The organism is Faucicola osloensis (genome assembly GCF_020041925.1).
Taxonomy (GTDB): Bacteria; Pseudomonadota; Gammaproteobacteria; order Pseudomonadales; family Moraxellaceae; genus Faucicola; species Faucicola osloensis_D.
The window spans coordinates 586789-606108 of record NZ_CP083409.1 but is presented as its reverse complement, the minus strand read 5'-3'; the positions used below and the strand labels follow the sequence as shown (position 1 = coordinate 606108).

15 protein-coding genes are annotated in these 19320 nt (G+C 45.9%); 7 read left to right on the top strand and 8 right to left on the bottom strand.

What is annotated here, in order from left to right:
- Positions 1-300 precede the first annotated feature (300 nt).
- Both LAJ61_RS02605 and LAJ61_RS02600 read left to right on the top strand, forming a co-directional pair.
- A complete protein-coding gene (locus tag LAJ61_RS02605; RefSeq protein ID WP_224054369.1) occupies positions 301-2445 on the top strand; it encodes a 1-deoxy-D-xylulose-5-phosphate synthase in 2145 nt (714 codons plus the stop codon).
- Positions 2446-2480: 35 nt separating this feature from the next.
- Positions 2481-3314, top strand: a complete 834-nt coding sequence (locus tag LAJ61_RS02600; protein WP_007115595.1) for an inositol monophosphatase family protein — start codon at positions 2481-2483, stop codon at positions 3312-3314.
- 266 nt (positions 3315-3580) lie between these two features.
- Here LAJ61_RS02600 and fdxA read toward each other — a convergent pair whose 3' ends face one another.
- The 3 genes from fdxA to LAJ61_RS02585 form a co-directional block, all read right to left on the bottom strand.
- On the bottom strand, positions 3581-3904 hold the full coding sequence (fdxA, locus tag LAJ61_RS02595) for a ferredoxin FdxA (protein ID WP_007115596.1): 324 nt from the start codon (positions 3902-3904) through the stop codon (positions 3581-3583).
- A gap of 72 nt (positions 3905-3976) precedes the next feature.
- Positions 3977-6868 (bottom strand): DNA mismatch repair protein MutS, encoded by a 2892-nt coding sequence (gene mutS / locus LAJ61_RS02590; RefSeq protein ID WP_224054368.1) that lies wholly within the window; start codon positions 6866-6868, stop codon positions 3977-3979.
- 157 nt (positions 6869-7025) lie between these two features.
- Positions 7026-8036: an adenosine deaminase gene (locus tag LAJ61_RS02585; protein WP_409034989.1), complete on the bottom strand. Its 1011-nt coding sequence runs from the start codon at positions 8034-8036 to the stop codon at positions 7026-7028.
- A gap of 441 nt (positions 8037-8477) precedes the next feature.
- Here LAJ61_RS02585 and secA point away from each other — a divergent pair, with 441 nt between their 5' ends.
- The gene (secA, locus tag LAJ61_RS02580) at positions 8478-11288 is read left to right on the top strand and encodes a preprotein translocase subunit SecA (RefSeq protein ID WP_224054367.1); all 2811 of its coding nucleotides are present in this window, start codon (positions 8478-8480) and stop codon (positions 11286-11288) included.
- A 115-nt stretch (positions 11289-11403) separates the two neighbouring features.
- On the top strand, positions 11404-11826 hold the full coding sequence (locus LAJ61_RS02575) for a hypothetical protein (protein ID WP_224054366.1): 423 nt from the start codon (positions 11404-11406) through the stop codon (positions 11824-11826).
- A gap of 31 nt (positions 11827-11857) precedes the next feature.
- Here LAJ61_RS02575 and LAJ61_RS02570 read toward each other — a convergent pair whose 3' ends face one another.
- The 3 genes from LAJ61_RS02570 to tsaB form a co-directional block, all read right to left on the bottom strand.
- Positions 11858-12661 (bottom strand): class I SAM-dependent methyltransferase, encoded by an 804-nt coding sequence (locus LAJ61_RS02570; RefSeq protein WP_224054365.1) that lies wholly within the window; start codon positions 12659-12661, stop codon positions 11858-11860.
- A gap of 6 nt (positions 12662-12667) precedes the next feature.
- The gene (locus LAJ61_RS02565; protein ID WP_224054364.1) at positions 12668-13504 is read right to left on the bottom strand and encodes an undecaprenyl-diphosphate phosphatase; all 837 of its coding nucleotides are present in this window, start codon (positions 13502-13504) and stop codon (positions 12668-12670) included.
- A gap of 113 nt (positions 13505-13617) precedes the next feature.
- A complete protein-coding gene (tsaB, locus tag LAJ61_RS02560; RefSeq protein ID WP_224054363.1) occupies positions 13618-14289 on the bottom strand; it encodes a tRNA (adenosine(37)-N6)-threonylcarbamoyltransferase complex dimerization subunit type 1 TsaB in 672 nt (223 codons plus the stop codon).
- 335 nt (positions 14290-14624) lie between these two features.
- Between tsaB and LAJ61_RS02555 the strand changes: the two genes are divergently transcribed.
- The 3 genes from LAJ61_RS02555 to ubiA all read left to right on the top strand — a co-directional run bounded on the left by LAJ61_RS02555 (position 14625) and on the right by ubiA (position 17305).
- Positions 14625-15440: an oxygen-binding di-iron domain-containing protein gene (locus tag LAJ61_RS02555; protein WP_204155677.1), complete on the top strand. Its 816-nt coding sequence runs from the start codon at positions 14625-14627 to the stop codon at positions 15438-15440.
- A gap of 16 nt (positions 15441-15456) precedes the next feature.
- The gene (locus LAJ61_RS02550; RefSeq protein ID WP_224054362.1) at positions 15457-16296 is read left to right on the top strand and encodes a methyltransferase domain-containing protein; all 840 of its coding nucleotides are present in this window, start codon (positions 15457-15459) and stop codon (positions 16294-16296) included.
- Between the two features lie 97 nt (positions 16297-16393).
- Entirely contained in the window at positions 16394-17305 is a 912-nt protein-coding gene (gene ubiA, locus LAJ61_RS02545; protein WP_224054361.1) for a 4-hydroxybenzoate octaprenyltransferase, read from the top strand.
- A 70-nt stretch (positions 17306-17375) separates the two neighbouring features.
- On the opposite strand, the gene purN is transcribed toward ubiA, so the two are convergent.
- Positions 17376-18068 (bottom strand): phosphoribosylglycinamide formyltransferase, encoded by a 693-nt coding sequence (purN, locus tag LAJ61_RS02540; protein WP_224054360.1) that lies wholly within the window; start codon positions 18066-18068, stop codon positions 17376-17378.
- A gap of 153 nt (positions 18069-18221) precedes the next feature.
- Positions 18222-19268 (bottom strand): phosphoribosylformylglycinamidine cyclo-ligase, encoded by a 1047-nt coding sequence (gene purM / locus LAJ61_RS02535; RefSeq protein ID WP_224054359.1) that lies wholly within the window; start codon positions 19266-19268, stop codon positions 18222-18224.
- Between the last annotated feature and the right edge of the window lie 52 nt (positions 19269-19320).

The window sequence follows — 19320 nt, the reverse complement described above, 5'->3', positions numbered from 1 at the left end:
GAAGCTATAAGATACAATCTAAAATAGCGAGGTTTGATGTTTAATCAACAAAAAAATGCTATTATGCCACATTCATGCGCCACATTGGCAATTCAAAGCTGGTAATACTAGCTTAGCCACCTAGATTTTCAAGCGCCCAACGCTTTGGCAGTCTGTCAATTTTGTGCCCGTATTTTGTGCCAATTTTGTGCCAACAATAAGGTGTTAATAGTCATTGTGCGTTTTAACTATTTATTTTTTTCACCTGTGTCAACAGGGCTCATCGAGTCCCTGTAAGCAATGAAAAGTGTCAGCCAAGATATGTCAAAAACTAAAATAGCTAACCAAAAATACCCATTAAAAACCTTTGATACCATCCCTATGCTAAAGCCGCATACGCCGCTGCTCGATGGGGTGGACAGTCCTGATGACCTAAAAAAATTCAGTACCGCGCAATTGCAGCAATTAACCGATGAACTGCGCGAGTTTTTGCTGTATACAACGGGCGTCAGTGGCGGGCATTTTGGTTCTAACCTTGGCGTCGTTGAGCTTACCATTGCACTGCATTATGTCTTTAATTCACCCAAAGACCAAATTGTCTGGGACGTAGGGCACCAAGCCTATCCCCACAAAATTTTAACGGGTCGCCGTGACAAGCTTACCACCATTCGTAGCCAACATGGGCTGACCGCCTTCCCCGAGCGTCATGAGTCTGAGTATGATACCTTTGGCGTTGGGCATTCATCGACGGCGATTTCTGCAGGGCTAGGCATGTCGCTTGCTATGCGCTATTTAGGCAAACGTGACAAAGTGGTTAGCATCGTCGGTGATGGTGCTATGACAGGTGGCATGGCGTTTGAAGCGATGAATGACGCGGTGCAGCAAAATGCCGATTTGATTGTGGTGCTCAACGATAATGACATGTCAATTTCGCAGGCAACGGGCGGATTTTCTAAACATTTAGCCACCCTTTGGCAGCGTGGTTTGGCAGTCGATATCGATAAAAATGGTGATGCTATTTTTACCAAGCGCGTCATCTCCAGTGAAGACCGCCGTATTCGTCATTATTTGCACATGGCAAATGAAGCTTTAGATGATTGGACCTCGCGCCTGCCCAATAAAATTGTCGAAAAATTGGCAGAAAAAGGTATTCCCAAACCCTCTCAGTTAGAGACATTACCTGAGAAAATCGCCAATAAACTCATTGATGAAGTGTTCCCCGAAAACTTATTTAAAGCCATCGGCTTTCAGTATTTTGGACCATTTGACGGGCATGATGTTGCCAAATTGACTCAAGTGTTTGAACGGGTCAAGCAGTTAAAAGGGGCAGTACTTGTCCATGTGCATACGGTCAAAGGTAAAGGCTTTTTACCGGCAGAATGCGACCCGATTACTTATCATGCCATTACCAAACTTAAAAAAATCAACCCAGCGCAAGAAAAATCTGTGCCAGTTGACAGCCAAAAGCCAGTGCTTACTCCCGCCAAAAAATACTCGCAAGTGTTTGGTGAGTTTATCTGCGATAAAGCCGCCACTGACAAACAACTGATGGCGATTACCCCTGCGATGGCTGAAGGCTCAGGCATGACCGAATTTGCCAAGCGCTTTGCCAGCCAATTTTTTGATGTGGCGATTGCCGAGCAACATGCAGTGACCCTAGCGGGGGGCATGGCGACCCAAGGCGTCAAACCGATTGTCGCGATTTACTCCACATTTTTACAACGTGGCTATGACCAACTGATTCACGATGTGGCTTTGCAAAATCTCAACGTGATGTTCGCCATTGACCGTGCGGGCTTGGTCGGTGAAGACGGCGCGACCCATGCGGGGGTGTTTGATATCGCCTTTATGCGAACTGTGCCTAATATGGTGATTGCTTGTCCCAAAGATGAGAATGAGTGCTATAACTTACTTAATACCTGTTATGAGCATATTGGACCCTCTGCGGTGCGTTATCCACGCGGTAATGGTATTGGGGCAGAGATTAATAAAAACCAAGCGATGTATCCAATCGGTAAGGCAGCGCTTGAGCAGACTATTGATGCCAATGCTGCTGCAGGTACTGGCAACGTGGCGAAAAAAGTTGCGGTGCTTGCTTTTGGTACCATGGTAAAGACGGCGGTCACGGCGTGTCAAAACTTAGCCGAAACTTACCCAACGACGACGTTTTTTGTTTATAATATGCGGTTTGTTAAACCGTTAGACAGCGAATTACTGGATACTCTATTGGCGCAAAACTGCTCCATTGTTACCCTTGAAGAACACCAAGTCATGGGCGGTGCAGGTAGTGCGGTCAATGAATACCTCGTTGCCCAAGCAGCAAAAACAAGCCAAGCCTTGCCAACGCTACTTAATATCGGTATCCCCGATAAATATATCGCGCATGGCAGCCCTGAGCAGCAATTAGCCGATTGTGAGCTAGATGTCGCGGGTGTGGTCAAACAGATGCAAACGATTTTGTTATAAATTTTAGATTTTTATCCTTCAACAAAAGGTCAATTATGGAACCGATGGTCGTCATGGCAGCCCGCGCTGCCCAAAAAGTAGGTCAAGAGATTTTAAATGCACACAACAATCGCCACAAGCTAGAGTTCACGATTGAAAGCAAAGGCTTAGATGGTTTGGTGACCCAAATCGACCGTTACAGCGAAGAATTATTGATCGCGATGCTCAAAGAAAGCTACCCAACCCACTCATTTTTGGGCGAAGAATTTGGGCTACAAGAAGGCAAGGGCAATGATAAAGACTGGTGCTGGGTCATTGATCCATTAGATGGTACCCACAACTTTATTCATGGCTTACCGCATTTTTGTGTCTCAATCGGTGTGCAAAAAAATGGCGTCACCGAACATGGCATCATCTATGACCCTGTGCGTGATGAGATGTTCTCAGCCAGTCGTGGTAAAGGCGCGCGCCTCAACCAGCGCCGTATCAGCGTCAGTGAGCATAAAACCATTGATGGCGGCTTTTTTACCACAGGTCATCCGCTTGAGCGTAACCGCGCGGAAGGTAAAGTATCGTATGCCAAAGAGCATTTTGAAAGCTTACAAAAAATCTGCGAACAAGGCGGTCAAGTGCGCCGTGTGGGTTCAGCCGCGTTAGATTTGGCATATGTCGCAGCGGGACGGTTTGATGGTTATTTTGAAATGTCTATCAAACCTTGGGATATCTGTGCCGGTGAATTAATTGTCACTGAAGCACGCGGTACTGTGGTTGACCATACAGGCGCACACAATGCGATGCAAACAGGCTCTATCTTTGCGGCAAATATCAAACTGTTAAAACCATTGATGCAAACCGTGGTGCCAGTTTGGGGCAGTGCCGTAAAAGGCTGATGCTGTTGTGACACTAAAAACGCGCTAATCCATAGCGCGTTTTTTTTCATAATCAATTTGCAAAAAAATAGGCTAAGTTAAAGAGGTTAAGTTAAGCAGATAGACAACAACGTTGGCATAATACCAAGGCTGGCATAATAAGAGATGACAATATAAAAACGGCAATCAATATTCACTGATTGCCGTCCTCGTTCTATATGCTGTTTTTTAGCATTTTGTTTATAGCATCTTGCTAAAAATCACCTAACTGGTGTATGTTAGAAAGGCTATCTTTCAATATACTGTAATTTATTGGGTACGCCATCCCATTCTTTGGCATCGGGTAGTGGGTCGTGCATGGCTGAGATGTTTGGCCATTTTTCAGCGAGTTCTGCATTCAGTTCGATGTATATTTCTTGACCTTTTGGCACTTCATCTTCAGAAAAAATCGCATTGGCAGGACATTCTGGCTCACACAGCGCACAATCAATACATTCATCAGGATGGATGACCAAAAAATTCGGACCTTCATAGAAACAGTCCACAGGACAGACTTCAACGCAGTCAGTATATTTACAACGAACACAGTTATCAGTAACGACGAAAGTCATGGCGGTGGCTACCTTTTTTTAGTTGCACAAATGTTAAAAGCATAAAAAATACAATCGTATTATTTTAGCGCGTTACGCTTTTTTTAACAATTCCTTTAATGAATAAATAAATTCTAACGCCTGTTTCGGTGTCAGCTCATCAGGGTTTAGGGCGTTTAGTTGTTGGCTAAGTTTGTATTCATCAGTCTTCAACGTTTGATAGTCAGCCGCTGCACTTTGCAAATCCAGACCCATTTGTTTCTCATCTTTTGGTGGATAGGGTAAAGGATGGTTGGGCAAACTTTTTTGCTCGCTTTGGTTATCCAAATAATATTGCGCTTGGGCTAATAAGGCTTGCGGCAAACCTGCCATTTTGGCGACATGCAATCCAAAACTGCGATGCGTTGCCCCGGGTGCGATTTTATGCAGTAGCAGCAACTGTCCGTTGATTTCTTGGGTAACAAGGTGCTGATTAAACATTTTGGGGTGGCGCTCAGCCAGTTCAGTGAGCTCAAAATAATGGGTGGCAAATAGGGTCAAACAGCCAATTTTTTCTGCTAAATAATTCACGCACGCATGCGCAATCGCTAGACCATCTTGGGTGCTGGTGCCACGACCGACTTCATCCATGAGTACCAACGAGTTGGCATTGGCTTGGTTCATGATATTGGCTGTTTCAATCATCTCGACCATAAAGGTTGATTTACCACTTGCCAAGTCATCTGCTGAGCCAATGCGGGTAAAAATCCGCTCAATACGACCGAGCGTCACCGACTGCGCAGGGACATATGCACCACAACAAGCAAGTAGTACGATGAGCGCGGTTTGACGCATGTAGGTCGATTTACCGCCCATATTGGGCCCTGTGATAAGCATTAAGCGTTCAAGTTGGGTGGCTGTTCCCATGACACAGTCATTGGCGACAAATGGGTCAAGTGATGGCGTCTGATGGTGAGCTTGGCGCTGTTGACCTGCTTCAACCACGATATGGCGTCCGCCTTGGATATTGAGGCTTGCGGTATCATCCGTGGTATTAAACAACGGGCGGCACCAGTTTTTACTATGATGAGAACGATTCTGCAAACGTGTTAGGCTGACCCAGTTGGTAAGTACGTCCAAATACCCAATCGCTTTGGCAAGGCGCTGCACATCGCCAAGCTGCGACTTAAGCTGACCGAGCAGATTTTCATAGATACGCTTCTCAAGGGTCAACGCTTGACCTTGAGCCGATAAATAGGATTCTTCAATGGTTTTGAGCGCTGGCGTGATAAAGCGTTCAGCATTTTTGAGCGTTTGACGGCGAGTAAAGTATTCAGGTGCATTCTTGGCTTGTAGGGCGCTAAGTTCAAAATAAAATCCGCTGACTTTATTAAAGCCCACTTTGAGCATGGGCAGGTTGTTTTTTTGCCGCTCTTGCACCGCCAATGCTTCCAAAGTTTGCTCGATATTGCCATGCAGATTTTGCCATTCATCAAGCTGTGGGTCATAGCCCTTTTTTATCATGCCGCCATCACGGATGTGGGCGGGCGGCTCATCGACAATCGCTTGGTCTAGTAAGGCATGGATGTTGGCAAAGCTATCAGTTAAAGCTAAGTCAGGTAGCTGTTTGCTAAGCATGGCAAGCAAAGGCGTCTCGGCAGTTAGCGTCGTTATGGTGGTAAAATCAAAATGCTGCTGCAACTGCTTTGACAACGCTAACGCTTGCGCCAAGCTCAGACGCAATTTGAGCAAATCGGTCGGTTTTGCTGAACCCAAGCCAATGCGTCCCCCAATCCGCTCGATATCGCTGATTTCGCTTAAGGTTTGTTTAAGTAATTCAAACGCTGCTATCGGTAATGTCATCAGTTGTTCAACCGCATCAAGTCTGCGGTTAATCAGGGTGACATTGCGTAGCGGTCGGTGCAAATGATGCACTAAAGCGCGTTTACCCATCGGCGTTTGGCAGTGATCAATCACCGATAACAGCGAAATACCCGATGCCAACACGGGTTTAAAAATTTCCAAATTTTGCTGACTGATGGTATCAAGCTGTAAAAAATCGCCGTTATGCTCGAGCTGGAGGCTGCGAATATGGCGTAAATCAGCTTGCTGAGTCTGTTTGCCGTAATGCAGCACAACCGACGCCGATGAGATGGCAAGCGGTTTTTGCTCAATGCCAAACCCTGCCAGCGTGGTGACGCTTAGATGCTGGGTCAGATGTTCAAGCGCGTTATTGGGCAGAAAATAACTGTGCGGCTGTGACAAAATCGGCGGCAGGCTAGCGGTTGGACTATTTGCGCTCAAACACTCCTGCAAAAAATGTTGCCACGCCTCAGACAGCTGTTCATCTATCAGCACTTCACTGGGATCAAAGCAGGCGAGCGCGTTAGCAAGCTCGGTTTGTAGCGCAGTATGACTGTCGCAGTTAAGCTCAGTGACGCGAATTTGCCCTTGTGCCAAATCCAGCTGCGCCAATCCCACCGACATTTGCTGTTTAGCAAAGCTGATAGCGACGACCGTTGGCGTCTGCCCTTGGGTGATGAGGTTATCATCGGTCAGCGTTCCTGCGGTTAAGGTACGGACGACTTTACGTTCCATAATCTTAGCGGCATTGGCTTTTGTTTTGCTGGTTTTTTTTGCTATGCTCTTGGCTGCAGAGTCTTTTGCGGCAGTGTTTTCTTCAAGGCTGTCTTCTGGCTTTTGTTCTTCGACTTGTTCACAGACCACCACGGTTTGCCCGGCATTAATCAGCCGAGCAATATAGCCGTCTGCCGAATGAAACGGTACGCCTGCCATCGGGATGGTATTGCCCTGTTTATCCTTGCCACGTCGGGTCAAGGTGATGCCCAAAATATCGGCAGCAAGCTTGGCATCATCGAAAAACAGCTCATAGAAATCGCCCATCCGGTACAGCACCAAGGCATGGGGATAATCCGCTTTTAGCGTAAGATATTGCTGCATCATGGGGGTGTGATGGTCAAGATTGTGAGGCATGGTCTTGGGCATAATAGTTAAACGTTATGAAATTAAGCAACAGGTGCGTTTGTCGCACAATGTTGAGTGGGTGAGGTTGGTTAAGGCTGGTATGCACAAATGCACGTCAGTTCCAGCCTATTTTTTCGAGCTTGTTTCTTCCAGCTTATTTAAAATATTATTTAAAAGCTTAAAGCGATTCGATTTTTGAGATCCAATGCTGTTTTTCAGCATCATCTATAAAAGACGCGTTAAAGCTGTTGATCGCCAATTGTTTGATATCGTCATTTGATAGCGCTAACGCTTGCTCAATAGCAACAAAGTTGTCATTCATATAGCCACCAAAGTACGCCGGGTCATCTGAGTTCACCGTCACGCACACACCTTGGTGCAGCATGGTTTTGATATTGTGCTCGCCCATGTCTTGCACCACTTTTAGTTTAAGATTACTTAACGGACACACCGTCAACGGCATTTGCTCCGCTATCAAGCGTTGCATGAGTTTATCATCTTCAGCCGAGCGCACACCGTGATCGATACGATTGACCTTTAGCAAATCCAACGCTTGCCAGACATAGTCGGGATCGCCTTCTTCGCCCGCATGCGCAACCGTCAAAAATCCAAGCGCTCGCGCTTTGGCAAATACCCGTTCAAACTTAGCGGGTGGATTGCCCACTTCGCTAGAGTCAAGCCCCACGCCAATGATGTTATCTTTAAATGGCAAGGCCTGCTCAAGGGTGGCAAACGCGCTGTCTTCGCTCAAATGACGCAAAAAACACAAAATCCAATGCGAGGTGATACCCATTTTTGCTTTGGCATCTAAGCTGGCTTGATAAAGCCCTTGAAAACAGGTGGCAAAATCTACACCTCGCTCAGTATGGGTCTGTGGGTCAAAGAAAATCTCCGTATGCACCACATTATCAGCCTGGCATTTTTCAAAATACGCCCACGCTAAATCATAAAAATCCTGCTGGTTGACCAAAACGTTTGCGCCGGCATAGTAGATATCCAAAAACGATTGTAAATTATGAAAATTGTAGGCATTTTTGACGTCTTCAATGGTTTGGTAGGGTATATCGATTTGGTTGCGCTTAGCGATGGCAAACATCAGCTCCGGCTCAAACGTGCCTTCGATATGCACGTGGAGTTCGGCTTTGGGTAATTGATGAATCAGTTGTTGTGGCGTCAATGAGGCAGTCATGGCAAACTCGATAGCATAAATGGCAAAGATGGCGTTAAAATCTTCCAAGAAAATTTCAACAATGAAAATTTTGAAAATAAAGCTCAATTATGGGGATGGATTCATAAAGATAAAGGTAATAAAAATCAAGCTGCAAAAAAGGTGTAAACATCCAGTCGCTTTATCGTATCATTTCATTAGGCTGGTTATTTAACTTGCTATTTAGCTTATTATTTAATAGGGCTTGTTTTGAAGCTTGAGGGTATTGCCCGTGAATTAATCGCCTAAGAGTTAACAGGCGCATGAGTCGAGCGGTTCAAACTCACAGGCTGTCATAACCTTGTATCTAAAAAAAGCAAACCCATATATAATAGCAAAATTTATTTTGAACACCTTTATTAACCGTCATCGTATTAAAAGTCATCGCACTTATTGATTTGAGCACTTTAGGAAAACCCTCGTATGTTAGGCAAAATGATAGGCAAGGTTATCGGCACCAAAAACGACCGTGAGCTTAAGCGAATGCGTAAGTTGGTCGACAAAATCAACGCCTTAGAACCCAAAATCCAGCCCCTCTCTGACGAAGCATTAAAACAGAAAACTGCGGAATTTAAAACCCAGTTTGAGCAGGGTACTAGCCTAGATACCATTTTACCTGAAGCCTTTGCGGTCTGCCGTGAAGCCTCAAGCCGTGTCCTTGGCATGCGTCACTACGATGTACAGCTCATCGGGGGTATTACCCTGCACGAAGGTAAAATCGCCGAGATGCGCACGGGGGAAGGTAAAACCTTGATGGCAACGCTTGCGATATATCTCAACGCGATTAGCGGTAAAGGCGTGCATGTGGTCACCGTCAATGACTACTTGGCAAGCCGTGATGCCGAACTAAACCGCCCGTTGTTTGACTTTTTGGGCTTGACTGTCGGCGTGATTTACTCACAACAAGACCCGATGGAAAAATTTGAGGCCTATGCCGCAGATATTACCTACGGTACCAACAACGAATACGGCTTTGACTACCTGCGTGACAATATGGTATTTAGCCTAGATGAGAAAAAACAGCGCGGACTCAACTATTGTATCATCGATGAGATTGACTCGATTTTGATTGATGAAGCGCGTACGCCGCTGATTATCTCGGGTCAAGCCGAAGACTCATCGGCTATGTACCGGCTGATTGACACCATCATCCCGCGCCTTAAACGTTCAGAAACCGAAGAAGGCAACCGCGAAAACCGTGAGCAGGATTTTTGGATTGATGAAAAAAATCGCCAAATCGAAATCAGCGAAAAAGGCTACGAGAAAATCGAAAAATTCTTGGTGGAAAAAGGCGAGCTTGGTGAAAACGAGAGCCTATATAGCCCAGCGCGCTTGCCACTACTAGCCCATGTCCAAGCCGCGATTCGTGCGCACCATTTATTTGTTAAAAACATTCACTATATCGTGCATGAAGGCGAAGTCATCATTGTCGATGAAAACACAGGGCGTACCATGCCCGGTCGCCGCTGGTCAGAAGGGTTGCACCAAGCAGTTGAAGCCAAAGAACAGGTTGAAATCCAAGCCGAAAACCAAACGCTTGCCACCACGACATTCCAAAATTATTTCCGTCTGTATGACAAACTCTCAGGCATGACGGGTACAGCCGATACCGAAGCTGCGGAGTTTAAACAGACTTACGATCTAGATGTGGTGATTATCCCCACCCACAAACCGATTCAGCGTATTGACCTTGATGACCAAATTTTCCTAAGTAAAATGGGCAAATATCAAGGCATCATCCGCGAAATCAAACGCATTCAAGAAAAAAAGGCACCGATTTTGGTGGGGACGGCAACCATTGAAGCCAGTGAAGTGCTTTCAGAGTTACTGACGCAAGAAGGCATTCAACATAACGTCCTCAATGCCAAACAGCACGAGCGTGAAGCCGATATTATCGCGCAAGCAGGTAGACCCAATGCGGTCACTATTGCCACCAACATGGCAGGTCGCGGTACTGATATTATCTTGGGGGGTAACTGGCAAGCCGAGCTCGCCAAAATCGACAACGTCACCCCTGAAATGAAAGAGCAAGCCTATGCCGAATGGCAAGTGCGAAACCAGCAAGTGCTGGAAGCGGGTGGTTTACATATCATCGGTTCTGAGCGTCACGAATCGCGCCGTATTGATAACCAATTGCGCGGTCGTGCGGGTCGTCAAGGTGACCCTGGGGAGTCGCGTTTTTTCTTGTCGCTTGAAGATGACTTGATGCGGATTTTCGCTGGCGATCGCGTGGTGAATATGATGCGCGCCATGGGGCTAAAAGAAGACGAAGCCATTGAGCACAAAATGGTATCACGCTCGATTGAAAACGCCCAAAGGAAAGTGGAAAACCGCGACTTTGATGCCCGTAAGAGCCTACTCAAATACGATGACGTTGCTAACGAACAACGTAAGGTTATCTATAAACAGCGCGATGAACTGCTTGCCGAAAGTAATCTACAAGCAGCTATCGAAGCGATGCACTATGATGTGTACAACGCCTTGATTGACCAGTTCGTGCCACCCGGTTCGATTGATGACCAATGGGACATTGATGGGCTTGAAGACGAGCTTGAAAATGAGTTTCGTATTTATATGCCAATCAATGACTGGCTAGATGCCGATCGTCGTCTAGATGAAGAAGGCTTACGCCAAAAAATCATTGAGGCTGCGTTACTCAACTACCGCGCTCGCCGTGAGCAAATGGGTGAAGAAAATGCCGCCCAACTTGAGCGTCACTTTATGCTATCTAGCCTAGATAAGCATTGGAAAGAACATCTAAACCAAATGGATCAACTGCGTAAAGGTATCCATCTGCGAGGCTATGCGCAAAAAAATCCTGAGCAAGAATATAAATCTGAATCTTTCTCATTGTTCCAAAGTATGCTCGGTGCTATCAAGTCTGAAACCGTGCAAGATTTAGCGCGTGTGCATATCCCAACCCCAGAAGAAATCGCTGAGCTTGAGCGCCAGCAACGTGAACAAGCCGAGATGATGCGTCTGCATTTTGAGCACCAAGAAATGAATGGCGTGACCGGTGAGCTAAGTAACGATGAAGACATGATTGCGCGTAATAGCCAGCAACGCACGCGAGCCACGTATTCATTTGGTCTAAGCAGCTCAGCCGCGGCAACCGCTCGTCCTGAGATGGCTGAAAATGGTGACAATCCGTATGCCAACTTAGCGATTAGCCGAAATGCCCCTTGTCCATGTGGTTCAGGTTTAAAATACAAGCAATGCCATGGTAAAATTTAAGGTGACATCATTATCATCTTTAAATTGGCAACCTTGTTGATTGAACAATTTTTACTATATAGGCTATCAAGTACGTTGTCGGGTTGAGCGATTTATTGATAGTAGAGGAATACCCATGCAAAACACACTAGCAAAAATCACTATGCTGAGTTTAGTATCGGCGCTTACGTTGACAGCTTGTGATAAAAAGACTGACAGCACAGACAATGCCGCGGCAGCATCAGCGGCAGAATCACAAGCCGTACCAATGTCCGCTGCGCCTGCCGATGAAAAAAATAGCGCCGCTGTGACCGAAGCCAATGCCACCGTAGATGCCGGTCCTGACGCTACCAGCGCCAGTGGCACAGCGACAACTGTTGATGCGATGCCAGCGAGTACCGAGGCAGACGCTGCAGATGACGGCGGCGCGGATAATTCAGCCATGGATAAGATTACGGAAAATGATACCGTGATTGACAATGCACCTGCCTCGCCCAACGCACCAAAAGCCAGCGATGATGGAGCGCCTGCCGTCGGTAACCAAAAGGTTGGTCAATAACAACTACACCCACAAAAAAAGCTGATATCCATCAGCTTTTTTTGTTTAGATAGGTATCAAAACGAACCATGTCATTTGACTGACTGTTGTCAGCTGGCAAGTTCGCAAGAAAAGGCGCTGATTTAGGTCTTTTAACTACCACCATACCCTGTGGGGTTATTTGTGCCAACGCTGCCGACAATAATTGTTGTGATTGCGCAATCGACGGTGGGGTCGTCACAGTATGCAACATCTGCATATGTTTATTAACCGCTGATTTGTAGCTATCGGCGGGAAACATCGGATCTAGATAGATACGGTCGACTTTTGGCAATTTAGCCAGCAACTCTATCGCATCGCCATGATAAATCGTTAATCGACTCATCAATTTTTGCCAGTTGCGATGCTGCGCCATTTTTTGCTGTTCTAGTTGCAATAGCAAAAACATAAGTGGCTGCTGTTCTAGCAAAGTGACACTGGCACCGGTACTTGCCAAGATTAGGCTATCATGCCCAAATCCTGCGGTCGCATCAATGACAGTCATGTTAGCTTGTAGCTGCATGGCTTTGAGTAGCAGTTCAGTTTTTTTGCCCGCTTTGACCACACGCTGTTGTAGGCTTTGCCAATTGGGGCTGACTTTCATGCCAGCTGCGATGACAAAAACATCACCTACCTCATCAATTAGCACACTGTTATCATCGACTGATTTCAGCCATTTTTGAGTTACTTTGCTAGTAATCTTTTGTGGTTGTAAATTGACCGATAAAGGGGCGAGTATGGTTTCAACGTTTGCCAAACGCTGCTCGCTTGGCAAAGTGTCAACATAATACAGTTGGATTGATTGATGAGATAGCATGGCGAGTTAAATATAGCCCAGCATACCAGCGATGAGTACCAGTACGCCTACCACGATGCGCCACCAAGCAAAAATCGTAAAATCACGGGTACTAACCCAGTTAACCAACCATTTGATGAAAATCATGGCAAAAATAAATGAGACCACCACACCCACTGCCATGATGGTCCAGTCTTCAGTGCTGGTCAAAATATGATGGTTTTTGGTTAGATCTAATAGGCCAGCACCCACTAACACAGGAATCCCTAAGAAGAAAGAATACTCCGCAGACGCCTTACGTGATACCCCCAAAAATAGGGAGCCAATAATGGTAGAACCTGAGCGAGAAGTACCAGGAATCAAGGCAAGACATTGAATCAAACCAATGATAATCGCCGTTTTAATATCAATATCTTCCGCTTCGGCATATTTGACCGTATGTTTGTGTTGTTGGCGCTCCGCCCAAAAGATAATCAAACCACCGATAATCAATGAGATCGCCACCACGGTTGGGTTAAATAATGCCGCTTTTAACGCTTTATCAAACATCAAACCTATCAGCATAATCGGGATGGTGGAAATAATCAGCGAGATGCCCAATTGACGCGGGTTGTTACGCTCAGGGTCTTTACCCGTAATAAGTCCCATCAAGGCACGCCATAACCGTCCCCAGTACAAATAAATTACCGCTGAAATCGCACCCAGCTGAATGACGACGATAAATAAGTCAGCTTTGTCTTTGGTCCAAAAATTTAACAAGGAGTCGGCAAGAATTAAATGCCCGGTACTTGAAATCGGTAAAAATTCGGTAATGCCCTCAACCATGCCCATGATGATGGCTTTAAAAATCAAAATAAGATCCATAACGTATCCAACAATGTTAGTTATTAACAGTCAAAGCTAACAATTTTTGCGCTTATAACAAGGTAAAGGGGAGCGAGTCAAACTTAAGACAACATGAGTAATCAGCCAATAAATTAAATCTTTTGTTGTTCGGCTAGAGTTTTCCACGCATTATTTCTTAAATAAACTGGCAGCGCCAGCTCAGCAGGAACAGATTGATGCTGCTGATACAAGGTTAGCCCAAGTTTGGCAATGATAACCGCTGAGGGGCGAATATCGGCAAAGATGGCTTGACCTAGCTGCGTATTGACCAAGGTTGCGCCATTGCCTACTAAGGCTAAGTCTTTGTCTATCACACTGTCATAATCAAGCAAATGCTCAGTAGCGCCTGCCATAAGCTGCATGATACCATCGCTCATGGCGTATTCACCGGCGTACACTTGGTTCATGCGCGCATCTGTCAGCGCCAATACGTGGGGGCTTTGGTGTAGTTCAAATGCCGATTGGGCGATAGCTTGCAGGCTTGATACAGGCAAACATGGCACATCATGGGCAAAGGCGATGGCTTGCGCTACCGCCGTATTAATGCGTATGCCACTAAAAGCCCCGGGACCTCGATTAAAAGCAAGCGCAGTCAGTTGTGACCAATCAATCGATGATGCTGTCATCAGCGCATGTATCATCGGCAAAATTTGCTGGGTTTGCAGACGATTTCCCGTCAGGGTCTGTTCAGCGACGACATTACCCGCTAAATCCACGAATGCTACTGAGCATTGGTCAAACACACTTTCAAGTGCCAAAATCATAACAAATTGCCTTTACCGTTTGCAGTAATCATGCGCTTAAAGCACACAAATTTTGCCTAAAAAATTGCTTGGTATGATACCACTAAAAACAAATTTGAGCATAATTTAGTTAACAGGGATTTAAGCAAAAATGCCCTCAATCCCGTCAATAAAATGCTACAATCCTTACTATTTTTAGGGATTTAAAGCCAATGTATTAAAGTTGATAGCTAACGGTTAACAATGGTTTGCAAAGTCATTCACAGTCACTTTGCTGCACAATTTTTATAACGTGTGTTATAGCATGTTTTATTAGTGGTCTAAGTTTTATTTGTCGGTTAAATGGGTAGATAGGTATGAGTGGTAAAATAATTTTTGATAATGGCAAGCATCAGTGCATTATGTTTAGTGATTTGGTAAAAGGTGACGGTATTCAGTCCAATCAATTTTTAATTTTGCACTCAGATGAGGAAACTGTCGGCGCTGTTATCGATCCAGGTGGGGATTTGACCTATACGCCGCTAACCCTAGCACTGCTCAAACATACGGATATAAAGCATATCCGCTATGTGATTGGCTCACACCAAGACCCCGATATCATTGCGTCATTGCCGCGTTGGCTACTGCATACCCAAGCCAATATCGTCATCTCAAGATTGTGGGAGCGTTTTTTACCGCATCTTAACTCCGCGTTTACCACTGACCGTCTGCAAGAAGGGTATCTTAAGCGCTTGATTGCGCTGCCGGATGAAGGCGCGGTGTTGCCTTTGGGAAAAACCCAGTTATTTGCTTTGCCTGCGCACTTTCTGCATTCAGAAGGTAATTTTCAGTTTTATGACCCCATCAGCAAAATTTTATTTTCAGGCGATATGGGGGCTTCGTTGCTCGGTGATGCAAATGTGCCAGTGGAAGATTTTGATTCCCATATTCCGACCATGCGAGGGTTTCATCAGCGCTACATGGTCAGTAATAAAGTCACCCGTTTTTGGGCAGAAGCGGTTCGGCAGTTAGATGTCGAGATGATTGTGCCGCAGCATGGCAAATCTTTTGTTGGCAAAGCCATGATTAATCGCTTTTTGGATTGGATAGGCAATTTGCCTTGCGGGGTTGATTTGCTCACACAAAACGATTATGACTATGCAGGGCTGATTAATAGTGTTAAAGTTGACTGATTTGTTGTTTTAGTCGATGATGTCCTGTACTGTCACCCCTATTTTTGAACAATTTGCCAACTCATACGATGCCGCCACGCCGATTCAATCGCAGGCGGCAGAGCACTTGGCGCAGCTCATTGTGCGTTACCATACCGGCGTAACCGATATGTGCGTGGTGGATGTGGGCTGTGGCACAGGAAAATTGACTGGGGCGGTGATGTCAAAGTTTTTACAAAACGCAGCGTTAGCTTCCGCTCAGTTATATGGTGTCGATACTGCTGCCAGTATGCTTGCAATTTGGCAACAGCGAGTCGCGCATCTTTTGTCGATGCCGCTTTTGTCGATGCCGCTATCATCTGCCCCAGTCTCATCGCTACCAAAGTCCCCAATGATGCTGCACAGCCAAGCGCTTTGCGCCAATATGGCAGATATGGCATTGGCGAATCAATCAGCCGATTTGGTGATGAGTAGTTTTGCCCTTCATTGGACGTCGCCAAGCGTTATCGCAGAGCTTGGGCGCATTGTCAAAACCAAAGGTCAGCTGCATTTGGCGATTCCGGTGGCAGGCTCTTTTCATGAAGTCCGTCAGCGCTTTCCCAAGTTACCTGTTTTTGATTTTTTACCCAGTCACGCTTGGATAGCGGCGATAGAGACCTTGCGGCAACAGCGTCAAGGCACGCTAATGTATCAAGCTGAGCAATCGTTTGCTTTTTCTTATGATAATTTAAAAAGTCTGTTAAAAAATCTCAAGCAAATGGGCGGCGCCGTCTCTGGCAAAGGCAGCATCGACACGGCGACATTGAGACGTTATTTGCAAGACCAATCGCCGATTGGGCTGGATTACCAACTGCTGATGATTGGCTTACAGCTGTAAGGTTAAGGTAACAAATTTATCGACGATTTAGCTAACGTTTAGCGTTACACTAGCATCAACTATATCCCCCTTTTTGATTAGTTTAATTAACAACTCTATGAATACACACACTCTATCTTTTAAAGATAAGCTACAAGCCTATATTCACCTGACGCGCTTTGATAAGCCTGTGGGCATTGAGCTGGTGTTTTGGTCGACTTTATGGGCGGTGTTTTTGGCGGCAAAAGGGTTTGAGCAATTCCCACCTTGGCATGTGGTGGCAATCTTTGCGACGGGTGCGGTGTTGATGCGAGCGGCAGGCTGTGCCATCAATGACTTTGCTGACAGAAAAGTCGATGGCCATGTATCGCGAACCCAAGGTAGACCGCTGGCGGATGGTCGCTTGACGGGTAAAGAAGCAGTTTGGACGTTTTTAATTTTATCTTGGGTGAGTGCAGCGTTATTAGTTTTTTTGCCCGTGCAAGTTTTTATTTGGTCATTTGGTGCGGTGGCGCTGGCGTTTATCTATCCATTTATGAAACGCTTTACCCATTTGCCGCAAGTGTTTTTGGCGGCGGCTTTCGGCTGGGCGATTCCGATGGCGTATGTTGCGGTATCGCAAGTATTAACGGGGCAGACCGAGGTTGATATTTGGTGTTGGCTGCTGTTTGTCGGCTATATGTGCTGGACGGTGGCGTATGATACCCAATATGCAATGGCAGATCGTGAGGATGATCTAAAAATTGGGGTCAAATCCACCGCGATTTTATTTGGTAAACACGATGTGTTGATAATTAGCCTACTTCAAGGGGTATTTTTGCTCAGTTTGGCGGGCGTGTTTTGGCATTATTTTGGCGCGCTTTCAGTAGTGGCGCTGCTACCTATCGTTGCCATGTTTTACCGGCAAAATAAACAATGTCTGACCTATGACCGTAAACTTTGCTTTAACGCATTTTTAGATAACGTGTGGGTAGGGCGCTATGTATTTTTGCTAATCGTGATACTCAGTGTATCGGCACTTCGAGGCTAAACTGTGATAAACATAAAAAAACGCCTAAATTTGATTGTAGGCGTTTTTTTTGACTATAACTATAATTTGACTATAACCATAATTTTATAGGCAAATTGAGTCCAAGGCGGTTGCTGAGTTGGTTATTTTTCAGTGAAACAATCCGCTCAGCAAATAACCCCACCACCATAGGCAGCAGTTGGTGCTCCATCGCATGAACACGCTGCTGTAATTGGTCAGCGCTTTCCGCCGCGTTGACGCAGGTCACCGCTTGGGCGATGACTTCCCCTGCATCGAGTTCGCTCGTTACCAGATGCACGCTGCAACCATGATAGCGCTCGCCAGATTGTAGCACACGGGTATGGGTAGCTAAGCCTTTATAATTGGGTAGCAGTGACGGGTGCAGATTTATCATCGGCACGTTTAATCCCGTGCTACTGGTGACACCATCAATAAACAGCGGCGTTAAAATCCGCATAAATCCTGCCAACACCACCAAATCAGGTTGCCATTCATTTAACACAGCAAGGGCTTTTTGTTCAAAACCGACACGGGTATATTTTTTGCCATTATCGTCACGCTCAATCACCGCGGTTGCAATATTGGCTTGCTGCTCATTGGCAAGGCGGATGCGCTCAAGCGCGTAGGCATCGGCTTTATTACTAATCACGCCCACGATTTGAAGGTTCAATAGTTGCTGTAGCTGCTTATCAATTAATACTTGCAGGTTACTGCCACTACCAGAGACGAGGACGGCAATTTTTAACGGGGTAGGGTTTGTCATGTTCAACTTCATAATGATAGCAAAGCAATAGGTTGGAAAAAATAAGGTGCGTAAAAACGCACCTTTTAAACTAGCTCAATGGTAAATTAGCTTAATGAAAAAATAGCTCAAGAGTAAAATAGCGCAAGAGTACCGATTGAGTCGCGGATAAAATTAGCGATAGGTTACCGCATCGCCCTGTCTTTCAACGATTTCACCCAATTTCCATGCGGTTTCGCCTTGCTCATTTAATAGCTTCATCGCTTCATCGGCTTTGTCACTTGGCACAACGACGACAAAACCCACGCCGCAGTTAAAAGTGCGGTACATTTCCATCTGCTCGATATGACCTTTTTGCTGAAGCCATTGGAACACAGGCGGGAATGTCCAAGAACTCACATCAATTTGCGCCGCCAAATTATCGGGCAATACGCGTGGTAGGTTCTCCGTCAAGCCGCCACCGGTGATATGTGCCATCGCATGCAAGTTTGCGTTGCCCAAGGTTTTTTGCAGTTGTCCAATGGCTTTGACATAGATTTTTGTCGGTGCCATCAACACGTCTTTTAATGCTCTGCCGTTTAATTGTTCGGTGGCAACATCGGCACCGCTGACTTCAATGACTTTACGCACCAGTGAGTAACCATTTGAATGCACGCCGCTAGAGGCGATACCGATTAACACATCACTGTTGGCAACGTTTTTACCCGTGATAACTTCCGACTCTTCGACGACGCCCACACAAAAACCTGCCAAATCATAGTCGTCATCTTGATACATACCCGGCATTTCAGCCGTCTCGCCACCGATGAGCGCGCAATTTGCCAATTTACAGCCGTCACCGATACCACTGATAACCGTTGCTGCGGTATCGACGTCCAGTTTTCCTGTGGCATAATAATCCAAGAAAAATAACGGCTCGGCGCCACAGACTAGCAGGTCATTGACACACATCGCGACCAAATCTTGACCAATGGTGTCGTGCTGCTGAAGTTGTAAAGCCAGTTTGAGTTTGGTACCGACACCATCAGTCCCTGAGACCAATAAAGGGGATTTATAGCCTTGTGGAATACGGCACAAGGCGCCAAATCCACCCAAACCACCAACTACTTCAGAGCGGCTAGTTGCTTTGGCAACTGATTTGATGCGCTGAACTAACGCTTCGCCAGCATCGATATCGACGCCAGCATCTTTATAACTTAACGAAGTGGGTTGTGTAGTCATGGTCTTCCTATCGCCAGAATCATTGGGAAAAGTAATACGCGCATTATACCCA

Bases quoted from the DNA above. Each gene is read 5' to 3' on its own strand.
- LAJ61_RS02605 (WP_224054369.1), top strand. From the start codon at position 301: ATGTCAAAAACTAAAATAGCTAACCAAAAATACCCATTAAAAACCTTT.
- LAJ61_RS02600 (WP_007115595.1), top strand. From the start codon at position 2,481: ATGGAACCGATGGTCGTCATGGCAGCCCGCGCTGCCCAAAAAGTAGGT.
- fdxA (WP_007115596.1), bottom strand. From the start codon at position 3,904: ATGACTTTCGTCGTTACTGATAACTGTGTTCGTTGTAAATATACTGAC.
- mutS (WP_224054368.1), bottom strand. From the start codon at position 6,868: ATGCCCAAGACCATGCCTCACAATCTTGACCATCACACCCCCATGATG.
- LAJ61_RS02585 (WP_409034989.1), bottom strand. From the start codon at position 8,036: ATGACTGCCTCATTGACGCCACAACAACTGATTCATCAATTACCCAAA.
- secA (WP_224054367.1), top strand. From the start codon at position 8,478: ATGTTAGGCAAAATGATAGGCAAGGTTATCGGCACCAAAAACGACCGT.
- LAJ61_RS02575 (WP_224054366.1), top strand. From the start codon at position 11,404: ATGCAAAACACACTAGCAAAAATCACTATGCTGAGTTTAGTATCGGCG.
- LAJ61_RS02570 (WP_224054365.1), bottom strand. From the start codon at position 12,661: ATGCTATCTCATCAATCAATCCAACTGTATTATGTTGACACTTTGCCA.
- LAJ61_RS02565 (WP_224054364.1), bottom strand. From the start codon at position 13,504: ATGGATCTTATTTTGATTTTTAAAGCCATCATCATGGGCATGGTTGAG.
- tsaB (WP_224054363.1), bottom strand. From the start codon at position 14,289: ATGATTTTGGCACTTGAAAGTGTGTTTGACCAATGCTCAGTAGCATTC.
- LAJ61_RS02555 (WP_204155677.1), top strand. From the start codon at position 14,625: ATGAGTGGTAAAATAATTTTTGATAATGGCAAGCATCAGTGCATTATG.
- LAJ61_RS02550 (WP_224054362.1), top strand. From the start codon at position 15,457: ATGATGTCCTGTACTGTCACCCCTATTTTTGAACAATTTGCCAACTCA.
- ubiA (WP_224054361.1), top strand. From the start codon at position 16,394: ATGAATACACACACTCTATCTTTTAAAGATAAGCTACAAGCCTATATT.
- purN (WP_224054360.1), bottom strand. From the start codon at position 18,068: ATGACAAACCCTACCCCGTTAAAAATTGCCGTCCTCGTCTCTGGTAGT.
- purM (WP_224054359.1), bottom strand. From the start codon at position 19,268: ATGACTACACAACCCACTTCGTTAAGTTATAAAGATGCTGGCGTCGAT.